The 20,777-nt window shown below is 73.1% G+C and carries 21 protein-coding genes; 4 read left to right on the forward strand and 17 right to left on the reverse strand.

Going from position 1 to position 20,777, the window contains the following annotated elements:
• Window positions 1–36: 36 nt before the first annotated feature.
• Genes OP86_RS06795 through OP86_RS06815 form a run of 5 tightly spaced genes read right to left on the reverse strand, consistent with a single transcriptional unit; the run spans window position 37 to window position 5,741 of the window.
• Window positions 37–1,053 (reverse strand): ABC transporter ATP-binding protein, encoded by a 1,017-nt coding sequence (locus OP86_RS06795; protein ID WP_051829773.1) that lies wholly within the window; start codon window positions 1,051–1,053, stop codon window positions 37–39.
• Window positions 1,053–2,051, reverse strand: a complete 999-nt coding sequence (locus OP86_RS06800; protein ID WP_030055624.1) for an ABC transporter ATP-binding protein — start codon at window positions 2,049–2,051, stop codon at window positions 1,053–1,055. Before OP86_RS06800 ends, OP86_RS06795 begins: the two co-directional genes overlap by 1 nt.
• Complete coding sequence (locus tag OP86_RS06805) at window positions 2,051–3,037, reverse strand: ABC transporter permease (RefSeq protein ID WP_030256245.1); 987 nt, start codon at window positions 3,035–3,037, stop codon at window positions 2,051–2,053. Before OP86_RS06805 ends, OP86_RS06800 begins: the two co-directional genes overlap by 1 nt.
• Complete coding sequence (locus OP86_RS06810) at window positions 3,034–3,975, reverse strand: ABC transporter permease (RefSeq protein WP_030256247.1); 942 nt, start codon at window positions 3,973–3,975, stop codon at window positions 3,034–3,036. The genes OP86_RS06805 and OP86_RS06810 overlap by 4 nt, the downstream gene beginning before the upstream one ends.
• 11 nt (window positions 3,976–3,986) lie before the next feature.
• Window positions 3,987–5,741, reverse strand: a complete 1,755-nt coding sequence (locus OP86_RS06815; protein WP_030055619.1) for an ABC transporter substrate-binding protein — start codon at window positions 5,739–5,741, stop codon at window positions 3,987–3,989.
• 167 nt (window positions 5,742–5,908) lie between these two features.
• Between OP86_RS06815 and OP86_RS06820 the strand changes: the two genes are divergently transcribed.
• Window positions 5,909–7,360 carry an aminopeptidase P family protein gene (locus OP86_RS06820; protein WP_030256249.1) on the forward strand — a complete coding sequence of 484 codons (1,452 nt, stop codon included), beginning with the start codon at window positions 5,909–5,911 and terminating at the stop codon, window positions 7,358–7,360.
• Window positions 7,361–7,382: 22 nt separating this feature from the next.
• On the opposite strand, the gene OP86_RS06825 is transcribed toward OP86_RS06820, so the two are convergent.
• The 5 genes from OP86_RS06825 to OP86_RS06845 all read right to left on the reverse strand — a co-directional run bounded on the left by OP86_RS06825 (window position 7,383) and on the right by OP86_RS06845 (window position 11,121).
• A complete protein-coding gene (locus OP86_RS06825) occupies window positions 7,383–7,712 on the reverse strand; it encodes a helix-turn-helix domain-containing protein (protein ID WP_030055617.1) in 330 nt (109 codons plus the stop codon).
• 2 nt (window positions 7,713–7,714) lie between these two features.
• On the reverse strand, window positions 7,715–8,053 hold the full coding sequence (locus OP86_RS06830) for a type II toxin-antitoxin system RelE/ParE family toxin (RefSeq protein ID WP_234434853.1): 339 nt from the start codon (window positions 8,051–8,053) through the stop codon (window positions 7,715–7,717).
• 126 nt (window positions 8,054–8,179) lie between these two features.
• Window positions 8,180–9,208, reverse strand: a complete 1,029-nt coding sequence (locus OP86_RS06835; protein WP_030055615.1) for a nitronate monooxygenase — start codon at window positions 9,206–9,208, stop codon at window positions 8,180–8,182.
• Window positions 9,209–9,253: 45 nt separating this feature from the next.
• Complete coding sequence (locus OP86_RS06840; protein WP_030055614.1) at window positions 9,254–9,886, reverse strand: response regulator transcription factor; 633 nt, start codon at window positions 9,884–9,886, stop codon at window positions 9,254–9,256.
• On the reverse strand, window positions 9,883–11,121 hold the full coding sequence (locus OP86_RS06845) for a sensor histidine kinase (RefSeq protein WP_030256252.1): 1,239 nt from the start codon (window positions 11,119–11,121) through the stop codon (window positions 9,883–9,885). Before OP86_RS06845 ends, OP86_RS06840 begins: the two co-directional genes overlap by 4 nt.
• A 179-nt stretch (window positions 11,122–11,300) precedes the next feature.
• Here OP86_RS06845 and OP86_RS06850 point away from each other — a divergent pair, with 179 nt between their 5' ends.
• Both OP86_RS06850 and OP86_RS06855 read left to right on the forward strand, forming a co-directional pair.
• Window positions 11,301–12,377, forward strand: a complete 1,077-nt coding sequence (locus tag OP86_RS06850) for an ABC transporter permease (RefSeq protein ID WP_030055612.1) — start codon at window positions 11,301–11,303, stop codon at window positions 12,375–12,377.
• The gene (locus OP86_RS06855; protein ID WP_030055611.1) at window positions 12,374–13,057 is read left to right on the forward strand and encodes an ABC transporter ATP-binding protein; all 684 of its coding nucleotides are present in this window, start codon (window positions 12,374–12,376) and stop codon (window positions 13,055–13,057) included. The genes OP86_RS06850 and OP86_RS06855 overlap by 4 nt, the downstream gene beginning before the upstream one ends.
• Here OP86_RS06855 and OP86_RS06860 read toward each other — a convergent pair.
• The 3 genes from OP86_RS06860 to OP86_RS06870 form a co-directional block, all read right to left on the reverse strand.
• Entirely contained in the window at window positions 13,054–13,590 is a 537-nt protein-coding gene (locus tag OP86_RS06860) for a Uma2 family endonuclease (protein WP_033331191.1), read from the reverse strand. The two genes, OP86_RS06855 and OP86_RS06860, sit on opposite strands and share 4 nt — an antisense overlap.
• Window positions 13,591–13,620: 30 nt before the next feature.
• Window positions 13,621–14,217 carry a Uma2 family endonuclease gene (locus tag OP86_RS06865; protein WP_030055609.1) on the reverse strand — a complete coding sequence of 199 codons (597 nt, stop codon included), beginning with the start codon at window positions 14,215–14,217 and terminating at the stop codon, window positions 13,621–13,623.
• Window positions 14,218–14,316: 99 nt separating this feature from the next.
• On the reverse strand, window positions 14,317–15,027 hold the full coding sequence (locus OP86_RS06870) for a GntR family transcriptional regulator (RefSeq protein ID WP_030055608.1): 711 nt from the start codon (window positions 15,025–15,027) through the stop codon (window positions 14,317–14,319).
• Window positions 15,028–15,338: 311 nt separating this feature from the next.
• On the opposite strand from OP86_RS06870, the gene OP86_RS06875 reads away from it, so the two are divergent.
• On the forward strand, window positions 15,339–15,929 hold the full coding sequence (locus OP86_RS06875; protein ID WP_030055607.1) for a TetR/AcrR family transcriptional regulator: 591 nt from the start codon (window positions 15,339–15,341) through the stop codon (window positions 15,927–15,929).
• Window positions 15,930–16,111: 182 nt separating this feature from the next.
• On the opposite strand, the gene OP86_RS06880 is transcribed toward OP86_RS06875, so the two are convergent.
• The 4 genes from OP86_RS06880 to OP86_RS06895 all read right to left on the reverse strand — a co-directional run bounded on the left by OP86_RS06880 (window position 16,112) and on the right by OP86_RS06895 (window position 20,700).
• Window positions 16,112–16,993, reverse strand: coding sequence for an ornithine cyclodeaminase family protein (locus tag OP86_RS06880; RefSeq protein WP_030256259.1), 882 nt, complete (start codon window positions 16,991–16,993; stop codon window positions 16,112–16,114).
• A gap of 212 nt (window positions 16,994–17,205) precedes the next feature.
• Window positions 17,206–18,234, reverse strand: a complete 1,029-nt coding sequence (locus tag OP86_RS06885) for a proline racemase family protein (RefSeq protein WP_030055606.1) — start codon at window positions 18,232–18,234, stop codon at window positions 17,206–17,208.
• Window positions 18,234–19,601, reverse strand: coding sequence for an aldehyde dehydrogenase family protein (locus OP86_RS06890; RefSeq protein WP_078588544.1), 1,368 nt, complete (start codon window positions 19,599–19,601; stop codon window positions 18,234–18,236). The genes OP86_RS06885 and OP86_RS06890 overlap by 1 nt, the downstream gene beginning before the upstream one ends.
• A 94-nt stretch (window positions 19,602–19,695) precedes the next feature.
• Window positions 19,696–20,700, reverse strand: coding sequence for a proline racemase family protein (locus tag OP86_RS06895; protein ID WP_030055604.1), 1,005 nt, complete (start codon window positions 20,698–20,700; stop codon window positions 19,696–19,698).
• Window positions 20,701–20,777 lie beyond the last annotated feature (77 nt).

Consider the following 20,777-nt stretch of genomic DNA (forward strand, 5'->3'; position numbering starts at 1 on the left):
CCCCGCCGCGCCCGACCGGGGGTTTCGGTGCCCGGCTCACATCACCGGGAGGTCCCGGCTCAGCCCTCCGGGAAGTGGCCCCTCCGGGAAGTGGCAGGCCGCCTGCCGGCTGCCCGGCCCGGCGATCCGCAGCAGCGGCCGCTCCGTACGGCACAGGTCCTGCGCCTTCGGGCAGCGCGGGTGGAAGCTGCACCCGGGCGGCGGGTCGGCCGGGCTCGGCGGGTCGCCGAGCAGCACGATCCGCTCGCGCGTCCGCTCGGCCTGCGGGTCCGGCAGCGGCACCGCGGACAGCAGCGCCCTGGTGTACGGGTGCGCGGGGCTGCCGTACACCTCGGCCTTGTCGCCGATCTCCACGATCCGGCCCAGGTACATCACCGCGACCCGGTCGCAGACCCGTTTGACCACCGAGAGGTCGTGCGCGATGAACACGTACGCCAGCCCGAGCTCCCGCTGGAGCCGCTCCATCAGGTTGACCACCTGGGCCTGGATGGACACGTCCAGCGCGGAGACCGGCTCGTCGGCGATCACCAGCCGCGGCGAGGTGGCCAGTGAGCGGGCGATCCCGATGCGCTGCGCCTGGCCGCCGGAGAACTCGTGCGGGTAGCGGTCCAGGTGCTCGGGGATCAGCCCGACCAGTTCCATCAGCTCGGCGGCCCGCTTGCGCGCCGCCGCCGCGCTCTCGCCCTGGACCAGCAGCGGCTCGGAGATGATCCGGGACACCGTCTGCCGGGGGTTGAGCGAGGAGTACGGGTCCTGGAAGACCATCTGCAGGTCCCGCCGGTGCGGGCGCAGCCGGGCCTGGGAGAGCCCGCCGATCTCGGTGCCGTCGAAGGTGACGGTGCCCGAGGTCGGGTCGAGCAGCCGGACGATCATCCGGCCGGTGGTGGACTTGCCGCAGCCGGACTCGCCGACCAGGCCGAGGGTCTCCCCCGCGCCGACGTCGAAGCTGACCCCGTCCACCGCCCGGATCGGCGCCCCGGGCCGCCCGGTGCGGCTGCGCCGACCGGCGAAGGTCTTCACCAAGTCCCGTACGGACAACAAGGGTTCGGTCATCAGAGCACCCCTTCCGGCACCAGCGGCAGGTGGCAGGCGGCCTGGTGGCCGGGGGCGAGCGGGCCGAGCACGGGGCGCTCGGCCAGGCAGCGGGCGTGTTCCTCGGCGGACGCGGCGGTGGTGCGGGCGCAGCGCGGGGCGAAGGAGCAGCCGGGGGCGGGGGCGATCAGCGACGGCGGGCTGCCGGGGATGGCCCGCAGCGGGGCGTCGTCGGTGTCGTCCAGCCGCGGCAGCGAGTCCAGCAGGCCGCGGGTGTACGGGTGCGCGGGTTGCGCGAACAGCCGGTCCACCGGAGCCTGTTCGGCTGCCCGGCCGCCGTACATGACCAGCACCTCGTGGGCGACCCGGGCGACCACGCCGAGGTCGTGGGTGATCATCACGACGCCGAGGCCGCGCTCCTGCTGGATCCGGGCGATCAGGTCGAGGATCTGCGCCTGGACGGTGACGTCGAGGGCCGTGGTGGGCTCGTCGGCGATCAGCAGGTCGGGTTCGCAGGCGAGCGCCATGGCGATCATGACGCGCTGCCGCATGCCGCCGGAGAACTGGTGCGGGTACTCGTCGACCCGGCGGGCCGGCTCCGGGATGCCGACCTCGGCCAGCATCTCCACCGCGCGGGCCCGGCCCGCCTTGCGGTTGGCCTTGAAGTGCACCCGGTAGTGCTCGGCGATCTGTTCGCCGACGGTGTAGAAGGGGTGCAGGCTGGACAGCGGGTCCTGGAAGATCATCGCGGCCCGGCGGCCCCGGACGGTGCCGAGTTCCTTCTCCCCGAGCCCGTTCAACTCCTGCCCGTGCAGCCGGATCGAGCCGGTGACGGCGGCGCCGCGGTGCAGCCCCATGACGGCGAGCGAGGTGACGGACTTGCCGCTGCCCGACTCACCGACCAGGCCGAGGGTGCGCCCGGCCTCGACGCTGAACGAGATGCCGTCCACCGCGCGGACGGTGCCCCGGGGCGTGTCGAAGGCGACCTTGAGGTCCTCGACCTCCAGAAGGGGAGCCATCAGTACCTCACTCTCGGGTCGACGTAGGCGTAGAGCAGGTCGACCAGCAGGTTCGCGGCGACGATGAAGGCGGCCGCGAGCAGGGTGACGCCGAGGATGACGGGCTGGTCGGAGCGGACCAGCGCGTCGTAGAAGAGCCGTCCGACCCCGGGCAGTCCGAAGATCGACTCCGTGATGACGGCGCCGGCCAGCAGTCCGCCGAGGTCCATCCCGAAGATGGTCAGGATCGGCGTCATCCCGGAACGCAGCCCGTGCTTGACGGTGACCGTCCGCGGCGGCAGGCCCTTGGCGCGGGCGGTGCGGATGTACGGTTCGGCCATCGCCTCGATCATCGAGTTGCGGCTCTGCCGGGCGTACATGGCCGCGTACAGCAGGGCCAGGGCGATCCACGGCAGCAGCAGGTTGGAGGCCCAGGTGAAGGGGTTCTCGGTGAACGCGTGGTACGCCGGGTAGGGCAGCAGCCCGGCCGTCCTGACGACGCCCCAGATCAGCATGATCGAGGTGAAGTAGACCGGCAGCGAGGCGGCGCCCACCGAGAGCACCATCAGCGTCCGGTCGGTCGCCCCGCCCTTGCGCAGCGCCGAGGTGACGCCCGCGCCGAGGCCGAGGACCAGCCAGAGCACGGAGGCGCCGACGGCCAGCGAGACGGAGACGGGCAGCCGGTCGGTGAGCAGGTTCCAGACCGGCAGCGAGTACTCGTAGGAGTACCCGAGGCAGGGGAAGCCGCAGTGGGTGGCACTCGGTCCGCTGCCGTAGTCGCGTCCGGCGAAGATGCCGGTGAGGTAGGTGGCGAACTGCTCCCAGACCGGCTTGTCCAGGCCCATCGCCACCTTGACCTCGGCGACCCGCTCGGGGCTGCAGGTCTTGCCGCAGGCGGCCACGGCGGGGTCGGAGGGCAGCAGGTAGAAGATGGTGAAGGTGATCGCGCAGACGGCCAGCAGGATGCCGGCCGCGGCGAGCAGCCGGCGTCCGAGGTAGAGGATCACGACCGGCCTCCCCGGGGGTCGAGGATGTCGCGCAGCGCGTCGCCGAGCAGGGTGAAGGCGAGCACGGCGAGGAACAGGAAGGCCGTCGGGATCAGGAAGTACGTCGGGTCGGTCTCGTAGAAGCTGATGCTCTCGGCGATCATCTGGCCCCAGGACGGGGTCGGCGGGCGGACGCCGACGCCGAGGTAGCTGAGCGCGGCCTCGGTGGCGATCATGCCGGGGACGAGCAGCGTGGTGTAGGCGATGATCGGGCCGGAGACGTTCGGCAGGATCTCCCTGCTGAGGATCCGCCAGGAGCGGGCGCCGCCGACCTTGGCGGCCTCGACGTACTCGCGGTGCTTGAGCGAGAGGGTCTGGCCGCGCACCACCCGGGCGATGCCGGGCCAGCCGAACAGGCCGATCACCAGGGTCATCAGCACGACCCGGTTGACGTCCTTGGCCACCGACATCATCGAGATCATGAAGATCAGGGACGGGAAGGACATGGTGAGGTCCATCAGCCGGGAGAGCACGGCGTCGGTGCGGCCGCCGAAGTAGCCGGCCGCGATGCCGGTCAGGGTGCCGGTGACCACGACCACCGCGGTGGCGGTGAAGGCGATCAGCAGGGAGACCTGGCCGCCGTGCAGGACCCGGGCGAACAGGTCGCGCCCGGTGGCGGGTTCGACGCCCAGCCAGTGCCGGGTGCCGACCCCGCCGAAGTCGCCGATCGGCAGGCCGCCGAGGTACGGATCGATCGCGCGCTTGTCGAACTCCTCGGGGGACCAGCCGCCGAGGTCGCTGAGCGGGCCGGCCAGCGCGGCGAGCAGGACCAGCAGCGCGACGGTGACCAGGCCGAACCGGGCCGCGCCCTTGGCCCAGAGCTGGTCCCAGACCAGCCGCCAGGGCCCCCTGCCTGTGCGGGCGGGGGCCGCCCCGACCGGTGTTGTGGTGGTACTCATCGGGCGCTCCCTCAGCCCTGGCTCTTGGCGGGGTCCTTGAGGCCGATCGTGGCGAAGTCCCACTGACCGGTCCACACCGGGTGGCCGAAGGCGCCGGCGATGTTCGTCCCGGCCAGCAGCGGACGGCGCTGCCAGATCATCGGTACGGTCGGGGCCTTCTTCAGCAGGTCCTCGTTGAGCTGCAGCCACGCCTTGTTGGCCTCGGCGACGTCGGTCATCGCGTTGATCTGGTCGATCCGGTCCGAGGTGGCCTGGTCGCGGAACTGCTCGACGTTGCCCTGGTTGCCCTTCTCCTTGATGGTGCGGCCGTCGAAGACCATGGGCAGGAAGGTGGCGCCCGAGGGGTAGTCCGGGCACCAGCCGAGGATGGCCAGGTCGGGCGCGTTCTTGGTGTCGCCGATGGTGTCGTAGTAGACGGACGGGTCGGCGGTGGTGATGGTGACCTGGATGCCGACCTTGGCCAGCGACTGCTGGAGCGCCTCGGCCCGGGTCTTGTCACCGGCGGAGACGGTCAGCGAGACCTTCAGGTCGGTCTTGCCGGCGTCCTTGAGCAGCTGCTTGGCCTTCTCGACGTCGCCGGTGGCGGGGACCTTCAGGGTGTCCACCCGGGTGCCGCCGGTCAGCGCGGGCGGCAGGTAGGAGGTGGCCGGGTCGGCCATCGCCGGGCCGCCGTTCGCGGTCACCTGCGCGTCGCGGTCCACCGCGTACAGCAGCGCCTCGCGGACCTTCGGGTCGTCGAACGGCGCCTTGGAGGTGTTGGGGTAGAGCATGTCGGTGCAGCCCTGCTGCTCGGCGATCAGCCGGTTCTTGACGTCCGGCTTGGGCAGCACCTTGGCGATCGACTCCGGGCGCAGGTTCATCCACTCGACGGCGGAGGCGTCCGCGCCCTCGCTCGCGATGATCCGGTCGTCGACCTGGCCGCCCTTGAGGCCCTGGGTGACCACGATCCGGTCCGGGTAGGCCTTGCGGACCGGGTCGGTGGACTGGTCCCAGGCGGCGTTTCGCACGAGCACCAGCTGCTTGCCGCGGTCGTAGGTCTCGATCTTGTACGGGCCGGAGGAGAACGGCCGCAGGTCGTACTGGGTGCCCTTGTCCTGGGACTGGGGCACGGGCGCGAAGGTCGGCAGGGTCGCGGTGTACGAGAACTCGGCGACGGGGCGCTTGAGGTGGAAGACGATCGTCCTGTCGTCCGGGGTCTCGATGCTGGAGAGGTGCTCGCCGGTCAGCGGGCCCTTGTAGTTCTCACCGCCCGTCAGGTACTGCTGGGCGTAGTCGGGGCCGCCGGTGAGGTCCGGGGCGAAGGAGCGCTCGACGTTGTACTTGATGTCGGCGGCCTTGATGGGCGTGCCGTCCTCGTACTTGACGCCGTCCTTGAGGGTGAAGGTCCAGGTCTTCCCGCCGTCCGAGGACCTGCCGAGGTCGGTGGCGAGGTCGGGGACGATCTCGCTGCCCGCGGCGCCCGGCTCGGCCTTGAAGGTGACCAGGGTGCGGTAGAGCAGCCGGATGCCGAAGTCCATGTTCGGCATGGTCCAGTTGCGGGCCGGGTCGAGGTGGGCGAAGTCCTGGTTCGACAGCACGGTCAGGGTGCCGCCCTTGACCGGGGTGCCGCCGACGATCGTGCCGGACTCGGCGCCGGGGGCCTTGGTGCTGCCGGCCGCGGGGCTCGTGCCGCCGCTGTCGCTCTTGTCGTTCTTGCAGGCCCCGAGGCCGAGGGTGAGGGTCGCCGCGAGGGCCGCCGCGAGGGCGGCGTGGGTGCGCCTGGTCATGTTGCAACTCCGCTGTGGGGGGCCTGATCCGGCCGCTCCGCTGTGTGACCCGTAACATAGTAATGTGAAATTGCACTGCACAAGAGGTGACACCACCCGTTACCGAGCTGTGTCCGTGCCCACCCCCCGTACCGCACATCTCCCCAGCCCCGCCAAGGAGTTCACCGGTGACCACACCCCCGACCGGCCTCAACACCGGGAGCCACGACCTCCCGGTCACCCCCGCCCTCGCCGCCTTCATGGGCACCCGCTGGGCCGCCACCCCCCTCCCCGCCGACCTCCGCGTCCCCGGCCACGACCGCTTCCCCGGCCGCCGCGCCCGCCTCTGCGCCGCCTTCCCCGGCGAGCGGCTGATCGTCCCGGCCGGCCGCCTCAAGGTCCGCAGCAACGACCTGGACCACCGCTTCCGCCCGCACAGCGCGTACGTCTGGCTCACCGGACTCACCGGCGAGGACCAGGCCGACCACGTCCTCGTCCTCGAACCGGCAGGCCCCGAAGGCCACGAACCCGTCCTCTACCTGCGCCCCCGATCCCCGCGCGACGGCGGCGAGTTCTACCGCGACCGCCGCTACGGCGAGTTCTGGGTCGGCTCCCGCCCCGACCTCGCCGAAGCCGCCCGGCTCACCGGAGTACGCACCGAACACCTCGACGACCTGGCCGAGTTGCTCGCCGGCCCACAGCCGCCCACCCGCGTCCTGGCCGGCACCGACGCACAGGTGGACGAGGCCACCGGGCGGCGCACCGCCTCCCGCGAGGACGGCGAACTCGCCGCCGTCCTCTCCGAGTTGCGCCTGGTCAAGGACACCTGGGAGGTCGAACAGCTGCAACTCGCCGTCGACCACACCGTCACCGGCTTCGAGGACGTCGTCCGCGCCCTGCCCACCGCACTGCGCCACCACCGCGGCGAACGCTGGATCGAAGGCGTCTTCGACCTGCGCGCCCGCGCCGAGGGCAACGGCACCGCCTACACCACCATCGCCGCCTCCGGCGCCCACGCCTGCGTCCTGCACTGGATCCGCAACGACGGCGCCCTCGACCCGAACTCCCTGCTCCTGCTGGACGCCGGCGTCGAAACCGACACCCTCTACGCCGCCGACATCACCCGCACCCTCCCGCTCGGCGGCACCTTCACCCCCGTCCAGCGCCAGGCCTACGACCTCGTCCTCGCCGCCCAGAGCGCCGGCATCGCCGCCCTGCGCCCCGGCGCCCGCTTCCGCGACTTCCACCGCGCCGCCATGCGGGTCATCGCCGAAGGCCTCGCCGACTGGGGCGTCCTGCGCATCCCCGCCGAACAGGCCCTCGCCGAGGACAACGGCCTCTACCGCCGCTACACCCTCTGCGGCAGCGGCCACATGCTCGGCCTCGACTACCACGACTGCGCCAAGTCCCGCGCCGACCGCTACCTCGACGGCACCCTGGAGGAGGGCATGGTCCTCACCGTCGAACCCGGCCTCTACCTCCAGCCCGACGACGAAACCCTCCCCGCCGAACTCCGCGGCCTCGGCATCCGCATCGAGGACGACCTCGTCATCACCCCCGACGGCGCCCACCTGATGTCCGCCGCCCTCCCCCGCACCGCCCAGGACGTCGAATCCTGGATGGCCACCCTCCTCAGCTGAGGAGGGGCCCCGGAGCGGACGGTCACGCCACCTTGATCGTCCGCTCCCCGCGCCGAACCGTCACCTCGACCTCGCCGCCGATCGCCGCCGAATACGCCCGTAGGTTGTCCAGGCTGTCCACCTGCCCGTGCTCGATCTGCGACACCCGCGCCTGACTCACGCCCATCAGCGCCGCCACCTCCTTCTGGGTGAGGTTGGCCGCTTTCCGCATCTCGGCCAGCTCGTAGCCGCGAATCCGGGCCAGGTTCTCCTTCCGGATCCGAGCCCGGTCGGCCTCCGCCTCCGGCGAGGCCAACCAGGGGTTGATCCGCTGCGCCTCGGCCCACACCTCAGTCCAACTACGACCCTTCATGCTCAGGCTCCCTCGTCCTTCTCATCGACGTACTGCTCATAGCGAGCTTCCGCCAGCGGGATGTTGATGTCGTACCACCGGGACCACTCCCCGTTCTTGTCGCCGGCGACCAGGATGATGGCCTCCCGCTCGACATCGAAAACGAAGAGCATTCGAACCTCGGAGCGCCCCGCCGAGCCGGGCCGAAGTTCCTTCAGGTTGTGCAACTTGCTTCCATGAATCCGGTCCACCATGGGGCGCCCGAGCAGTAGCCCCCTTCTGGCGAGCAACTCGATCGCGTCGGCGATCTGGTCGGCCGTGTCCGGGTCCTTGACCGCGATGTCCAGGAACCAGTCATTCACCGGACCAATGAGTGTGATCTCCCACATTGGGCCAAATAAGTTGTCCCTTATACGGTACCGCGCGCTTTCCCGCCCAATCCACCCCTGCGAGCGACAACACGCCCCATCCGACGCGCGCCGGGCGCACTACCCCCGCGCGGAGCGCCAGAGGTCGGTGACGAGTTGCTCCGCCGGGCCGGAGCGGGCCAGGTGGTGGGCCGTGCCCGCCCAGAGGTGCATGGCCGTGGTGTCCCCGCGGCGGGTGGCGGCGGCCCGCAGGGGGGCGGTGAGGTGGTGGACCTCGGGATAGGCGGGCGGGGCGTACGGGCCGTGGCGGTCGATGAAGGCGTTGCGCAGGCCGCGGGCGGGGCGGCCGGTGAAGGCGCGGGTGACGGTGGTCTCCGGGAGTTCGGTGAGCGCCGCCCGGTGGGCGGCCGAGGCACCGGACTCGTCCGCGCGCAGCAGCGCCGTCCCCAGCTGCACCGCGACCGCCCCGGCCCGCAGCGCCGCCGCGATCGCCGCGCCGTCACCGAGGCCGCCGGCGGCGATCAGCGGCAGCGCCGTCACCGCCCGTACGGCGGGCAGCAGTTCGAGCAGCGGCAGCTCCCCCGGCAGGTCCGCGGTCCGGTGGGTGGCCCGGTGCCCGCCCGCCTCGGGGCCCTGCACGCACAGCGCGTCCATCCCGGCCGCCTCCGCCGCCCGCGCCTCCTCGGTTGTGGTGACGGTGCCGACCTGCAGCGTCCCGACCGCCCGGAGCGCGGCCGCCTCCTCCGCCGTCGGCAGCCCGAAGGTGTACGAGACCACCGGCACCGGGTCGGCGAGCAGCGCGGCGAGCTTGGCCTCCCAGTCGTCCCGGTCCGGCCCGATCTCCGCCGGCAGCTCCACCCCCCACTGTTCGGCCTCGGGCCGCAGCCGCTCGCGGTAGGCGGCGACCGCCGCCCGGTCCCCGGGCGGGGCGGGGACGAAGAGGTTCACCCCGTACGGCCGGTCGGTCGACTTCCGTAGCAGCGCGATCTGTTCGGCCATCGCCGGGGCGCTCTTGTACCCCGCCGCGAGGAACCCCAGCCCGCCGGCCCGGTTCACCGCGGCCGCCAGTTCCGGCGTGGAGCCGCCGCCCGCCATGGGCGCGGCGATCACCGGTACGGCCAGCGATTCGAGGTGGGTACGGACGGCCATCGAGGGCTCCTCACGCTGCTGCGGGTACGGACGGACGCCCTCAGCCTACGCTCGGCGGATCAGCCCCCGCCCCCGTGCCTCCCGCACCGCCGCCGTGCGCGAGTCGACCCCCAACTTGGTGTAGATGTGCACCAGATGGGACTTCACGGTGGCTTGGCTCAGGTGCAGCCGCTGGCTGATCTGCTGGTTGGTCAGCCCGTCCGCGACCAGCCCCAGCACCTCGGTCTCCCGCGCGCTGAGCGCCGCCGCGGGCGTCCGCATCCGCTCCAGCAGCCGGTCCGCGACGCTGGGCGCCAGCGCCGAGCGCCCGGCCGCGGCGGCCCGGACGGCCTGTGCCAGTTCCTCCGGCGGCGCGTCCTTCAGCAGGTACCCGGTCGCGCCCGCCTCCAGCGCGGGCAGGGTGTCCGCGTCGGTGTCGTACGTGGTGACGACCAGTACCCGCGGCGCGCCCGCCCGGGCGGTGATCGCGGCGGTGGCCTGTGCCCCGTTCATCGCCGAGCCGGGCCCGAACTGGAGGTCCATCAGCACCACGTCGACGCCCGGCCCGGCCGCGAGTTCGACGGCCTGCTCGGCGGTCGCCGCCTCCGCGACGATCGTGAAGTCGGGCTCGCTCTCCAGTACGGCGCGCAGCCCGGCCCGCACCACCGGGTGGTCGTCGGCGATCAGCAGCCGGATCACGGCGCCACCTCCGGGCCCGGCCCGACCGGCCCGACCGTTCCGACCGGCAGCTGTACCGCGACCGCCGTCCCCTCCCCCGGCGCCGACTCCACCGTGAAGGTGCCGCCGAGCGACCGGGCCCGGGCCCGCATCGAGGGCAGCCCGAACCCGCCGTCCCCGCCGGTGCGGCCCGCGACCGCCGCCGGGTCGAACCCGGCCCCGTCGTCGAACACGTCCAGCGCCACCTCACCCTCCATGTAGCTGAGTGTCACCTCGGCCCGCGCGGCCTGCGCGTGCCGGACGGTGTTGCCGAGCGCCGACTGCGCGATCCGCAGCAGCGCCACCTCCTGCGCCGCCGGCAACCGGACCGGGTCGCCGGAGAGGTGCAGTTTCACCGGCAGGCCGGTCTGCGCCGTCGTCGTCGCGCACAGCCGCTCCAGTGCGACCGGCAGCGAGTCGCCGTCCAGCGCGGGCGGGGTGAGCGCGCGGACGAACCGCCGGGCCTCGTCCAGGTTGTCCTGGGCGGCCTGCCGCGCCTGTTCGACGTACCCGGCGGCGGCCTCGGTGCGCTCGGGCAGGGCCCGCTGGGCCGCCCGCAGCAGCAGCTGGATGGAGCTGAGGCTCTGCGCCAGGGTGTCGTGGATCTCCCGGGCGAGGCGCTCGCGCTCGGCGAGCACTCCGGCCGTGTGGTGGGCGGCGGCGAGGTCGGCGCGGGCGGCGGTGAGTTCGTCGATCAGCCGGCGGCGCTCCTCGCTCTCCCGGTACAGCGCCTGGTAGCCGAGCACGGTGGCGGTGGCGACGGCCGCGCCGAGCGCGGGCCCGATCGAGGCGGCGAGGCTGAAGCTGTGCTGGTGCCAGGACCACGCGGCGATCGCCCCGGCGGCGGTCAGCCCGACGGCCGCCGGCCCGCCGCGCCGCCCGAGCAGGTGCAGTTCCAGGAAGTACAGCGGGAAGGCCAGCCAGACCCCGTCCTGGGTGGCGAGCAGCACGCCCGCCCAGGTGACCCCGAGCAGGGCCAGCCAGAGCGCGGCCGCCCGGCGCGAGCGGCGGACGGCGGCCAGCCGCGGCCCGACGGCGTAGACGGCGCCCATCGCGGTGGCCGCGGCGGCGACGGCGGCCGGATCGCCGCCGTGGCCCGCGTCGCCGTCGTGGACGGCCCGGGCGACGGCGAGCACGAGCAGGCCCGCCACGAGCAGGTGCAGGCAGACCTGGAGGACGCGGGCGACGGGGGTGGTTCTGGATCGTTCGGTCGCCATCCGTCCAGCCTAGGTTCCGCTCACCGGGCCCGGCATCAATCAAAAGGTTGAACTCCGCTTCTGCCCTTCGATGCCCAGGATGCAATCCGCGGCGCGATGCCCCGGGGCCCTGCGGTCCGCGACGGTGGAAGCGTCGGAGAACACCGGTCCGGCACCCACCCGTACAGAGGAAGGCCACCGTGTTCGTCGCCTGGAGGGACCTGAGGTTCGCCAAGGGGCGGTTCGCCCTGATGGGAACCGTCATCGTGCTGATCACCGTGCTGGTCGGCCTGCTGTCGGGGCTGACCGCCGGCCTCGGCCGGCAGAACATCTCCGCGATCACCGGCCTGCCCGCCGACCACCTGGTGTTCGGCAAGCCGGCCGACGGGCAGAAGCTCTCCTTCACCGACTCCCAGGTCACCCCCGAGCAGTGGCAGGCCTGGGCCCGCGAGCCCGGCGTCACCTCCGCCCGGCCGCTCGGCATCACCACCACCAAGGCCGCCGCCGGGAAGCGCACCGCCGCGCTCTCCGCCTTCGGCGTCCCGGACGGCTCCGGGCTGGCCCCCCGGGGCACCCGGATCGCACTCGGCCAGGCGGTGCTGTCGAAGACCGCCGCCGAGAACCTGGGCGGCCTCGCCCCCGGCGCCGACCTCACCCTCGCCGGGCACCCGCTGCGGGTCGCGGCCGTCGAGGGCGACGCCGCGTACAGCCACACCCCGGTGATCTGGACCAGCCTCACCGACTGGCAGCAGTTCGCCCCGGGCGGCGCCGGCCACGCCACCGTCATCGCCCTGACCACGGCGAAGGGCGCCGACCTCGCCGCCGCCGACGCCCGCCACGGCACCGAGAGCCGCACCCGCGACGACGCCCTCGCCGCGATCGGCTCCTACACCTCGGAGAACGGCTCGCTCCAGCTGATGCGCGGCTTCCTGTTCGCCATCTCGGCGCTGGTGATCGGCGCGTTCTTCACCGTCTGGACGATCCAGCGCACCGGCGACATCGCCGTCCTCAAGGCCCTCGGCGCCTCCACCCGCTACCTGCTGCGCGACGCGCTCGGCCAGGCCGTCCTCCTGCTGGTGCTCGGTACGGCCGTCGGCACCGCGATCGCGTCCGGCTTCGGCGCGCTGATCGGCTCCGCCGTCCCCTTCGTCCTCGATACCCCGACCGTCCTCCTGCCCGCCGCCGTCATGATCGCCCTCGGTGCGGTCGGCGCGGCCCTGTCCATCCGCCGGATCACCTCCGTCGACCCGCTGACCGCCCTGGGGAGCGCCCGATGACCCTGCACCTCGACCGCATCACCCTCACCTACCCGGACGGCGACGGCCGGCTCACCGCACTCGACGACGTCTCGCTGACCGTCCCCGAGGGCTCCATCACGGCCGTCGTCGGCCCGTCGGGCTCCGGCAAGTCCAGCCTGCTGGCGGTGGCCGCGACCCTGATCACCCCGGACTCCGGGCGGGTCGTCATCGACGGCACCGACACCGCGGGCCTCGGCCGGGCGGACCTCACGGCGCTGCGCCGCACCAGGATCGGCATCGTCTTCCAGCAGCCCAACCTGCTGCCCTCGCTGACCGCCGTCGAACAGCTCCAGGTGATGGCCCACCTCGACGGCCGCGCCCCGCGCGAGGCGCTCCCCCGCGCCCTGGACCTGCTGGCCGCCGTCGGCCTGCGCGACCAGGCCGCCCGCCGCCCGCACCAGCTCTCCGGCGGCCAGCGCCAGCGCGTCAACATCGCGCGCGCCCTGATGAACGACCCCACCGTCCTGCTGGTCGACGAGCCCACCAGCGCCCTCGACCACGAACGCGGCGCCGCCGTCCTGGACCTGATCACCGAACTCACCCACCGCCGGGCGACCGCCACCGTCCTGGTCACCCACGACCGCACCCACCTGACCGCCGTCGACCAGATCGCCGAGGTCCACGACGGAAAGCTGACGGTGCCCGCAGCGGTCGGCTAGCCGATCAGGTCGTCCACGCCCAGCACCACCGACGCCCCGATCGACAGCGGCAGGGTGAACGACTCCCCCGGGCCGTGGACGACCCGCTCCCGGTACTCACCGCCTCGGGGCTCGGTCAGCACCAGCACCCGCCGTTCGATCCGGTCCACGATCACGTACACCGGCACCCCGGCCATCGCGTACGCGGCAGGCTTCCTGGCGAGGTCGCTGCACAAGGCCGCCGACGTCACCTCCAGTACGAGGCGGAAGATCTTCGGGTCGTAGCAGTTGTACGTGACCACGTGATCGTCGCTTGCAGCATCGACGATGGACAGATCCGGCATCGCGAAGTCGTCCGGCCCGGTGGGCAGCCAGATCGCGAGCCGCTGGAAGACCTCCGTGTTCCCGCCGTCCAGCCCGGCCTCGCAGCACGCCCGCATGACGCGCCGCAGGACTCTGCCATGCGCCATGACCGAGGCGGGCTCGACGGACACCTCGCCGCCCAGCACCTCCACCTGGTGCCCGGGAAACCGCTCGAAGAGAGCCTCTGCCATGTAGAGCGCACTGTTCCGCACAGGAGATCGCTACTTCTTGACGATGAGCACATCGTCGACCGAGAGCGTCACGGCGGCCCCGATCGACTCCGGCAAGGTCAACGACTGCCCGGGGTGGTGAACGGCATGCACCCGGTATTCGCCGTCTCGCGGTTCGGTCAGAACCATGACCTTGAAGTTCTTGCGGTCGACGATCAGGTAGACGGGCACTCCCGCACCGGCGTACAGCGCCGGCTTGACCTTCAGATCCGTCAGGTGGTTCGACGATGTCACTTCGGCTACGAGCCGGAAGATCGCCGGGTCGTAGCAGTTGTGCTCGATCAGGCGATCGGCATAGTCGGCATCGACGATCGACACGTCCGGAATGGCGTAGTCCGATGGACCGTCAGGCAACCAAAGGCCCACCCCCTGAAGCACTCGGGTCGCCTTACCGTGCAGACCCGCCACGATGAACGGCACACTCATGCTGGTCAGGCAGTCACTGTGCTGACCGTCGGGAGGCGGCGTCACTGTGATCTGTCCTCCGAGGATCTCGACCCGGTGCCCTACCAGCTGCTTGGAGATCAGCTCTGCGGATTCGAGCAGCGTCATCTGCTCGAAGGGCTCTTCCACTGCGGCGGCGGACATGGATTTCCTCCTGACTGCCGATGTCGAGACCATCATCGTAGAGCCCAGGCGCCTTCCGACGCCCGATCCTCAGCCCTCACCCGAAGGGGTGGTTTAGCCCTACCGAGCCCGCAGCCGCAGGGCCGGCCGCTCCGCTTCCGCCGCCTCGTCCTGGCCCGCCCAGAGCGAGCGGACGTGGCTGAGGTGGCGGGTCATGCAGGCCTCCGCCGCCTCCGCGTCGCCGGAGATCATCAGGTCGAGCAGCTCCAGGTGCTCCTCCGCCGAGGACACCAGCTCGCCGCGCTCGTCGAGCCGGTTCAGCCCGTACAGCCGCGAGCGCTTGCGCAGGTCGCCGACCACGTCGACGAGTCTCGCGTTGCCGGCCAGGCCGAGCAGGTCCAGGTGGAACTGCCGGTCGGCCTCCAGGTAGCCGATCAGGTCGTGCTTGCGGGCGGCGGCGACGATGGCCTGCGCCTGCGGGCGCAGCCGCTCCAGCTGGTCCTTGTTCGCCGTGCGCGCGACCCGGCCGACGGTCGGGACCTCGATCAGGGCGCGGATCTCGGTGTAGTCGTCCAGGTCGCGCTCGGTGAGTTCGGTGACCCGGAACCCCTTGTTGCGGACGGCTTCGACCAGGCCTTCGCGGGCGAGGTCGAGCATGGCCTCGCGGACCGGGGTGGCGGAGACGCCGAAGTCGGCGGCGAGGGCGGGCGCCGAGTAGACGACGCCGGGGCGCAGTTCGCCGGAGATGAGGGCCGCCCGGAGTGCGTGGGCGACCTGGTCGCGAAGCCGCTCCTGGACGGAGATCAGGGTGCGGGATTTGAGGTCGGCCATGGTGTTCCTCCGGATGGGTGCAGAACACCAGCGTACAATGTCACGTTACGGTGCGTGCGCAACCGTCCGCGATTCGGATGCCCCGCCGAGCCTGCCGACGCTCATGGTGGCAGCGGCCGTCGACCGTGACAACGGCCGACGGCACACGATCCGCCACCACACGAAGACCTACGCCCGGCGGAACTGCGCCACCAGCGAGCTCAGGCTCGCCGAGCCCCTCGATTGGAACGAGCTCTATCCAGAGCGCCGGGGCGACGCTAGCGCAGCTCTAGAACGAACGCTCTACCCAGAACCTCGACTAGGATTCCCCCGTGAAGACGTCCGAGAAGACCACCACCGTCGGCACCCGCGAGCGGATCATCCGGGCCACCTCCCGCCTGCTCCAGCGCCAGGGGTACGAGGGCACCGGAATCAAGCAGATCTCCCGCGAGGCCGAGGCCACGCTCGGCTCCGTCTACCACTTCTTCCCGGGCGGGAAGCAGGAGTTGGCCGCCGAGGCGATCCGGCACGGGGACGAGGAGTTCGCCGTCCTGCTGCGCGCCGGGCTGGGCTCCTCCGAGGACCTGGGCGAGGCGGTGAACGCCTGCACCCGGCTGCTCGCCCACGAGCTGCGCGCCTCCGACTGGCAGGACGGCTGCCCGATCACCACCACCGCCCTGGAGACGGTCGGCCGGGTGCCGGTGATCGAGCAGGCCGTGACCGAGGCCTTCGCCAACTGGCGGGCCATCGTGGCGGAGCGGCTGCGCGCTTCCGGCATCACCGACGAGGACGCCCGCGAACTGGCCGGCACGGTCGTCAACACCCTGGAGGGCGCCGAGCTCTCCGCCCAGATCGCCCGCAGCGAGGAGCCGTTGCTGGTCACCGGCAGGCACCTGGCCCGCCTGCTCGCCACCTACTGCTGACCGCACCGGGAACGCAGAGAAGCCGGCCCGGCGGGGGATCCCTTCCCGCCGGGCCGACTCCAGCCTCACAACTCCCGACCAGCGCCCGGAGTAACGGACTCGGGCATCGGGATCGCACTGTGCGACGGCCACCCGAACACACTGAACCACCGCATTGCGCGAGCGCCCGAGCCGGCGAGCGCCTACGCCCGCCGGTACACCTCCGCCGCGATCGCCAGGTCCTCCCAGGCCATCCCGACGCTCTTGAAGAACCGCGGCCGCCCGTCCGGCACCAGCGCGTCACCGCGCACCAGCTCGGCGAGGTTCCACACCTGCCGCCCGGCCACCCCCGCCAGCAGCAGGTCCCCGGCCTCGCGGGCCGCGACCGACCGCGCCTCCACGTACAGCTCGGCGCGCCCGACCAGCGTCCCGTCCACCTCCCGCGCGTCCGGGTCGTGCGAGCCGACCGCCGCCACCGCCGCGTGCGCGGGCACCAGGGCGCCGTCGAACAGCGGGGTGCGCGCGGTGGTGCAGCACACCACCAGGTCCGCCTCCGCGACGGCTTCCGGCCCGCCGACGGCGGCCGCCAGGCCGAGTCCCTGGCCGTACGCCGCGAGCGCCTCGGCCCGCCCGGCGTGGCGCGCCACCACCGTGAGCCGGCTCAGCGGCCGGACGGCCAGCAGCGCGTCCAGGTGCCCGTAGGCCTGCGGCCCGGAGCCGAACAGCACCAGGTGCCGCGCCTCCGGCGCCGCCAGCCGCCGCAGCGCCGCCGCGGTGACGGCGGGCGTGCGCAACGCGGTGAGCGCGGCGCCGTCCAGCAGCGCGAGCGGTTGCAGGGTGGGCCCGTCCAGCAGCAGGTAGCTGCCGGTGATCCGGGGCAGGCCGCGCTCCGGGTTGGCGGGCGCGACCCCGGCGATCTTCACGCCCGCGTACGGCCCGGCGGCGGCCGGCATCAGCAGCAGCTCACCGGCGGGCACCGGCACGGCCGACCGGGCGGGTGCCGCCTCCGGGTCGAACCCGTTCAGCAGCACCCGCTCGATCGCCCCCACCGCCCCGGCGGGCCCGACCCCGCCGGTGCCCGGCACGGCGTACTGGAGCGGCTCAACCGCCGTACCGGGCAGTGCAGTTGGACTCGAATCCGCCGAGCTCGACGCGGCCGGGCTCGACGCGGCCGGGCTCGACGCGGCCGGGCTCGACGCGGCCGAGCTCGACACGGCCGGGCTCGAATCTGCCGGACCCGACCCGGCCGGACCCGACGCGACCGAACCCGATGCAGTCGCGCTCGACCCGGCCGGGCTCACAGCAGGAACCCCGTCCCCAGCTCGTCCCCCGGCGCCAGCACGAACCCGTGCTCCCCGGTGCGGAAGGCCGTCCCGCCGACCTCGGTGACGACGCCCGCCCCCAGCGGGTCGCCGCCGGCGAGCACCTGCCCGGTGAAGACCGTCCCGATGACGGACTCGTGCCGCAGCGTCTCCCCCGGGGCCAGCCGGCCCTCGGCGGCGAGCACCGCGAGCCGGGCGGAGGTGCCGGAGCCGCAGGGCGAGCGGTCGATCTGCCCGTCCGCGAACACGGTGACGTTCCGCTGGTTCACCACCCCGTCCACCGGGGGCAGTTCGTCGTGGAGGATCACCCCGTACACCCCCGACAGCCGGGCGTCCGTCGGGTGCGCCACCGCCTCCGCGCCGACCAGTGCCGCCCTGATCTCCCGCCCCACCGCGGTGAGTTCGGGCAGCTGGGCCGGTTCCACGGCCAGCCCCAGCGCGGCGGCCGGCACGGAGGCGTAGCAGGCGCCGGAGTGCGCGACCGCGACCTCGACCGTCCCGCGCGAGGTCCGCACCGGCAGCTTCAGCGCGCTGACCCGGGTGGGCACGTTGCGGAAGGTCACCCCGGTGGTGCGTCCGCCGGCCCGGTGCACCAGCGCGGTGACCCGGCCGGAGGGCACGTCGATCCGTACCCGCGCCACGCCGTCCTCGGGGGCCGCCACCAGGCCGGACTCCACCGCCCAGGCGCCGAGCGCGATGGTGCCGTGCCCGCAGGCCGTCGAGTAGCCGTCCTTGTGCCAGAACAGCACGCCGAGGTGCGCCTCGTCGTCGTCCGGCGGCACCAGGAACCCGCCGTACATCCCGGCGTGTCCGCGCGGTTCCCGGGTGAGCAGCTGCCGGATCCGGTCGAGCGCGCTCGGCCGGGGCGCGGTGGCGCTGCCCCCGGCGCCGAGCGCGATGGCCCGCCGCTCGGCGACGGTGTCGCCGGGGATCGGGGGCGCGCCGTCGAGGACGATCCGGAACGGCTCGCCGGCCGTGTGGTAGTCGACCGTCCGCACGTACATCAGAGTGCGCCTCCGCCCGGCAGCACGCTGACGGTCCGGCTGACGGTGTAGAAGTCCAGTGCCGCCTGGCCCTGTTCGCGGTCGCCGTGGCTCGCGCCCTTGGCTCCGCCGAAGGGCAGGTGGAAGTCGACGCCGCTGGACGGGGCGTTGACCCGGATCATGCCCGCGTCCAGCCGGTCGGCGGCGGCCAGTGCCACGTCCAGGCTGCGGGTGTGCACCGAGGTGGCGAGGCTGTGCGGGGTGTCGTTGGCGAGCGCGATCGCCTCGTCCAGGTCGGCCGCGGCGTGCAGGACGGCGATCGGGCCGAAGAACTCCTCGCGTGCCAGCGGGTGTTCGGCCGGTACGTCGGCGAGCAGGGTCGGCTCGACGTACCAGCCGGCCCGCTCGGGCACGCCGCCGCCGGTGAGCACCGTCGCGCCGGCTTCCACGGCCGAGCCGACGGCGAGCGTCAGCCGGTCCCGGGCACCGGAGTTGACCACCGGGCCGCACACCGAGTCGTCCACCGCCGCGAGCGCCTCGACCAGGGCCTCGCGCAGCGGATCGTACGCGGCGCCGACCGCGATCACCCGGCTGGTGGCGGTGCACTTCTGCCCGGCGTACCCGGCGATGGCGGCGGCGATGTGTGCGGCGGCCAACCCCAGGTCGGCGTCCGGGAGCACCAACGCGGCGTTCAGGCCGCCGAGTTCGGCCTGCACCGGCACCCCGCGCCCGGTCGCCGCGCGCACCACGGCCCGGCCGACGCCGGTCGAGCCGGTGAAGGAGACCACGTCCGCCGTCTCGACCAGCGCGGCGCCCTCCTCCGCGCCGCCCGGCAGCACGGTGAACACGTCCTCCGGCAGCCCGGCCGCACGGGCCAGCTCCGCCAGCCGCAGCGCGCACGCCGTCGCCTCGGGCGCCGGCTTGAGGACGGCCGTGTTGCCCACCGCCAGGGCCGGCGCGGCCTTCCAACTGGGGATCGCCAGCGGGAAGTTCCAGGGCGCGATCAGCCCGGCCACCCCGTACGGGCGGCGCCGGGTGAGCAGCAGTCCGGGCCCGGCGGCGGTCTCGTGCACCGCCCCGGACGGCGTGTACGGCGCCTGCGCGTAGTAGCGCCAGATCGCCGCCGTCCGGGCGACCTCGCCCCGCGCCTCGGCGAGCGGCTTGCCGACCTCGCGCACGATCAGCGCGGCCAGCTCGTCCGCGTGCGCCTCGACGGCGTCCGCGATCCGGCCGAGCGCCGCCGACCGGGCGCCGGCCCCGGCGGCGAGCCAGCCGGTCTGCGCCGCCCGGGCCCGCCCGACGGCGGCCCGCACGGCCTCGGCGCCGGGCTCCTCGACGGCGAGCACGAGGTCGGTGGGGTCGGCGGGGTTGTACGAGGTGATGGTCACAACTACCAGCCCTTCAAAGGTGGTTCAGAAGGCAGGGGCGGAACGGTCGCCGCTTGCAGCAGAAACCCGGGCGGGGTGCTGCCCGCAGCAGGGCTCACAGCAGGAAGCCCGCCGGGAACGGGTCGCTCGGGTCGAGGAAGTACTGGGCGGTGCCGGTGACCCAGGCCCGCCCGGTGACGGTGGGCACCACGGCCGGCCGCCCGGCGACCTCGGTCTCCTCGACCAGCCGTCCGACGAAGGTCGTGCCGATGAAGGAGTCGTTGCGGAAGTCCCGTCCGAGCGGCAGCTCGCCGCGCGCGTGCAGCTGGGCCATCCGCGCGGAGGTGCCGGTGCCGCAGGGCGAGCGGTCGAACCAGCCGGGGTGGATGGCCATGGCGTGCCGGGAGTGCTCGGCGGTGGAGCCGGGCGCCAGCAGCTGGACGTGGTGGCAGCTGTGGATGGACGGGTTCTCCGGGTGCACCGGCCGGTCGGGGCCCGCGTTGATCGCGTCCATCAGGGCCAGGCCCGCGTCCAGGATCTCCTGCTTGCGCTCGCGCTCGAAGGGCAGCCCGAACTGGGCGAGCGGCAGGATGGCGTAGAAGTTGCCGCCGTACGCGAGGTCGTAGCTCACGGTGCCGTGGCCGGGCACCTCGATCTTGCGGTCCAGCGCGACCGAGTAGGACGGCACGTTGTGGATGGTCACCGCCTTGGCGGCGCCGTCCTCGACCTGCACCTCGGCGACCACCAGCCCGGCCGGGGTGTCCAGCCGTACGGTGGTGACCGGCTCGACCACCGGCACCATCCCGGTCTCGACCAGCACGGTGGCGACGCCGATGGTGCCGTGCCCGCACATCGGCAGCAGCCCGGAGACCTCGATGTAGAGCACCCCGAAGTCGGCGTCCGGCCGGGTCGGCGGCTGCAGGATGGCGCCGCTCATCGCCGCGTGGCCGCGCGGCTCGTACATCAGCAGGGTGCGGAAGTGGTCCAGGTGCTGCTGGAAGTGCACCCGGCGCTCGGCCATGGTGGCCCCGGGGATGATGCCGAAGCCGCCGGTGATCACCCGGGTCGGCATGCCCTCGGTGTGCGAGTCGACGGCGTGGAACACGTGACGGCTTCGCATGGGTCACAACTCCCGTACAGGTTCTGGTGGTTGATGGTGCCTGGCCGGCTGCCCCCGCAGCCGGCCGGGAAGTCCGG

This window comes from Streptomyces novaecaesareae (assembly GCF_000716875.1).
GTDB lineage: Bacteria > Actinomycetota > Actinomycetes > Streptomycetales > Streptomycetaceae > Kitasatospora > Kitasatospora novaecaesareae.

Excerpts from the sequence above, each read along its gene's own strand:
- OP86_RS06795 (WP_051829773.1), bottom strand. The coding sequence starts at position 1,053 with ATGACCGAACCCTTGTTGTCCGTACGGGACTTGGTGAAGACCTTCGCC.
- OP86_RS06800 (WP_030055624.1), bottom strand. The coding sequence starts at position 2,051 with ATGGCTCCCCTTCTGGAGGTCGAGGACCTCAAGGTCGCCTTCGACACG.
- OP86_RS06810 (WP_030256247.1), bottom strand. The coding sequence starts at position 3,975 with ATGAGTACCACCACAACACCGGTCGGGGCGGCCCCCGCCCGCACAGGC.
- OP86_RS06815 (WP_030055619.1), bottom strand. The coding sequence starts at position 5,741 with ATGACCAGGCGCACCCACGCCGCCCTCGCGGCGGCCCTCGCGGCGACC.
- OP86_RS06825 (WP_030055617.1), bottom strand. The coding sequence starts at position 7,712 with ATGAAGGGTCGTAGTTGGACTGAGGTGTGGGCCGAGGCGCAGCGGATC.
- OP86_RS06835 (WP_030055615.1), bottom strand. The coding sequence starts at position 9,208 with ATGGCCGTCCGTACCCACCTCGAATCGCTGGCCGTACCGGTGATCGCC.
- OP86_RS06845 (WP_030256252.1), bottom strand. The coding sequence starts at position 11,121 with ATGGCGACCGAACGATCCAGAACCACCCCCGTCGCCCGCGTCCTCCAG.
- OP86_RS06855 (WP_030055611.1), top strand. The coding sequence starts at position 12,374 with ATGACCCTGCACCTCGACCGCATCACCCTCACCTACCCGGACGGCGAC.
- OP86_RS06860 (WP_033331191.1), bottom strand. The coding sequence starts at position 13,590 with ATGGCAGAGGCTCTCTTCGAGCGGTTTCCCGGGCACCAGGTGGAGGTG.
- OP86_RS06865 (WP_030055609.1), bottom strand. The coding sequence starts at position 14,217 with ATGTCCGCCGCCGCAGTGGAAGAGCCCTTCGAGCAGATGACGCTGCTC.
- OP86_RS06870 (WP_030055608.1), bottom strand. The coding sequence starts at position 15,027 with ATGGCCGACCTCAAATCCCGCACCCTGATCTCCGTCCAGGAGCGGCTT.
- OP86_RS06885 (WP_030055606.1), bottom strand. The coding sequence starts at position 18,234 with ATGTACGTGCGGACGGTCGACTACCACACGGCCGGCGAGCCGTTCCGG.
- OP86_RS06895 (WP_030055604.1), bottom strand. The coding sequence starts at position 20,700 with ATGCGAAGCCGTCACGTGTTCCACGCCGTCGACTCGCACACCGAGGGC.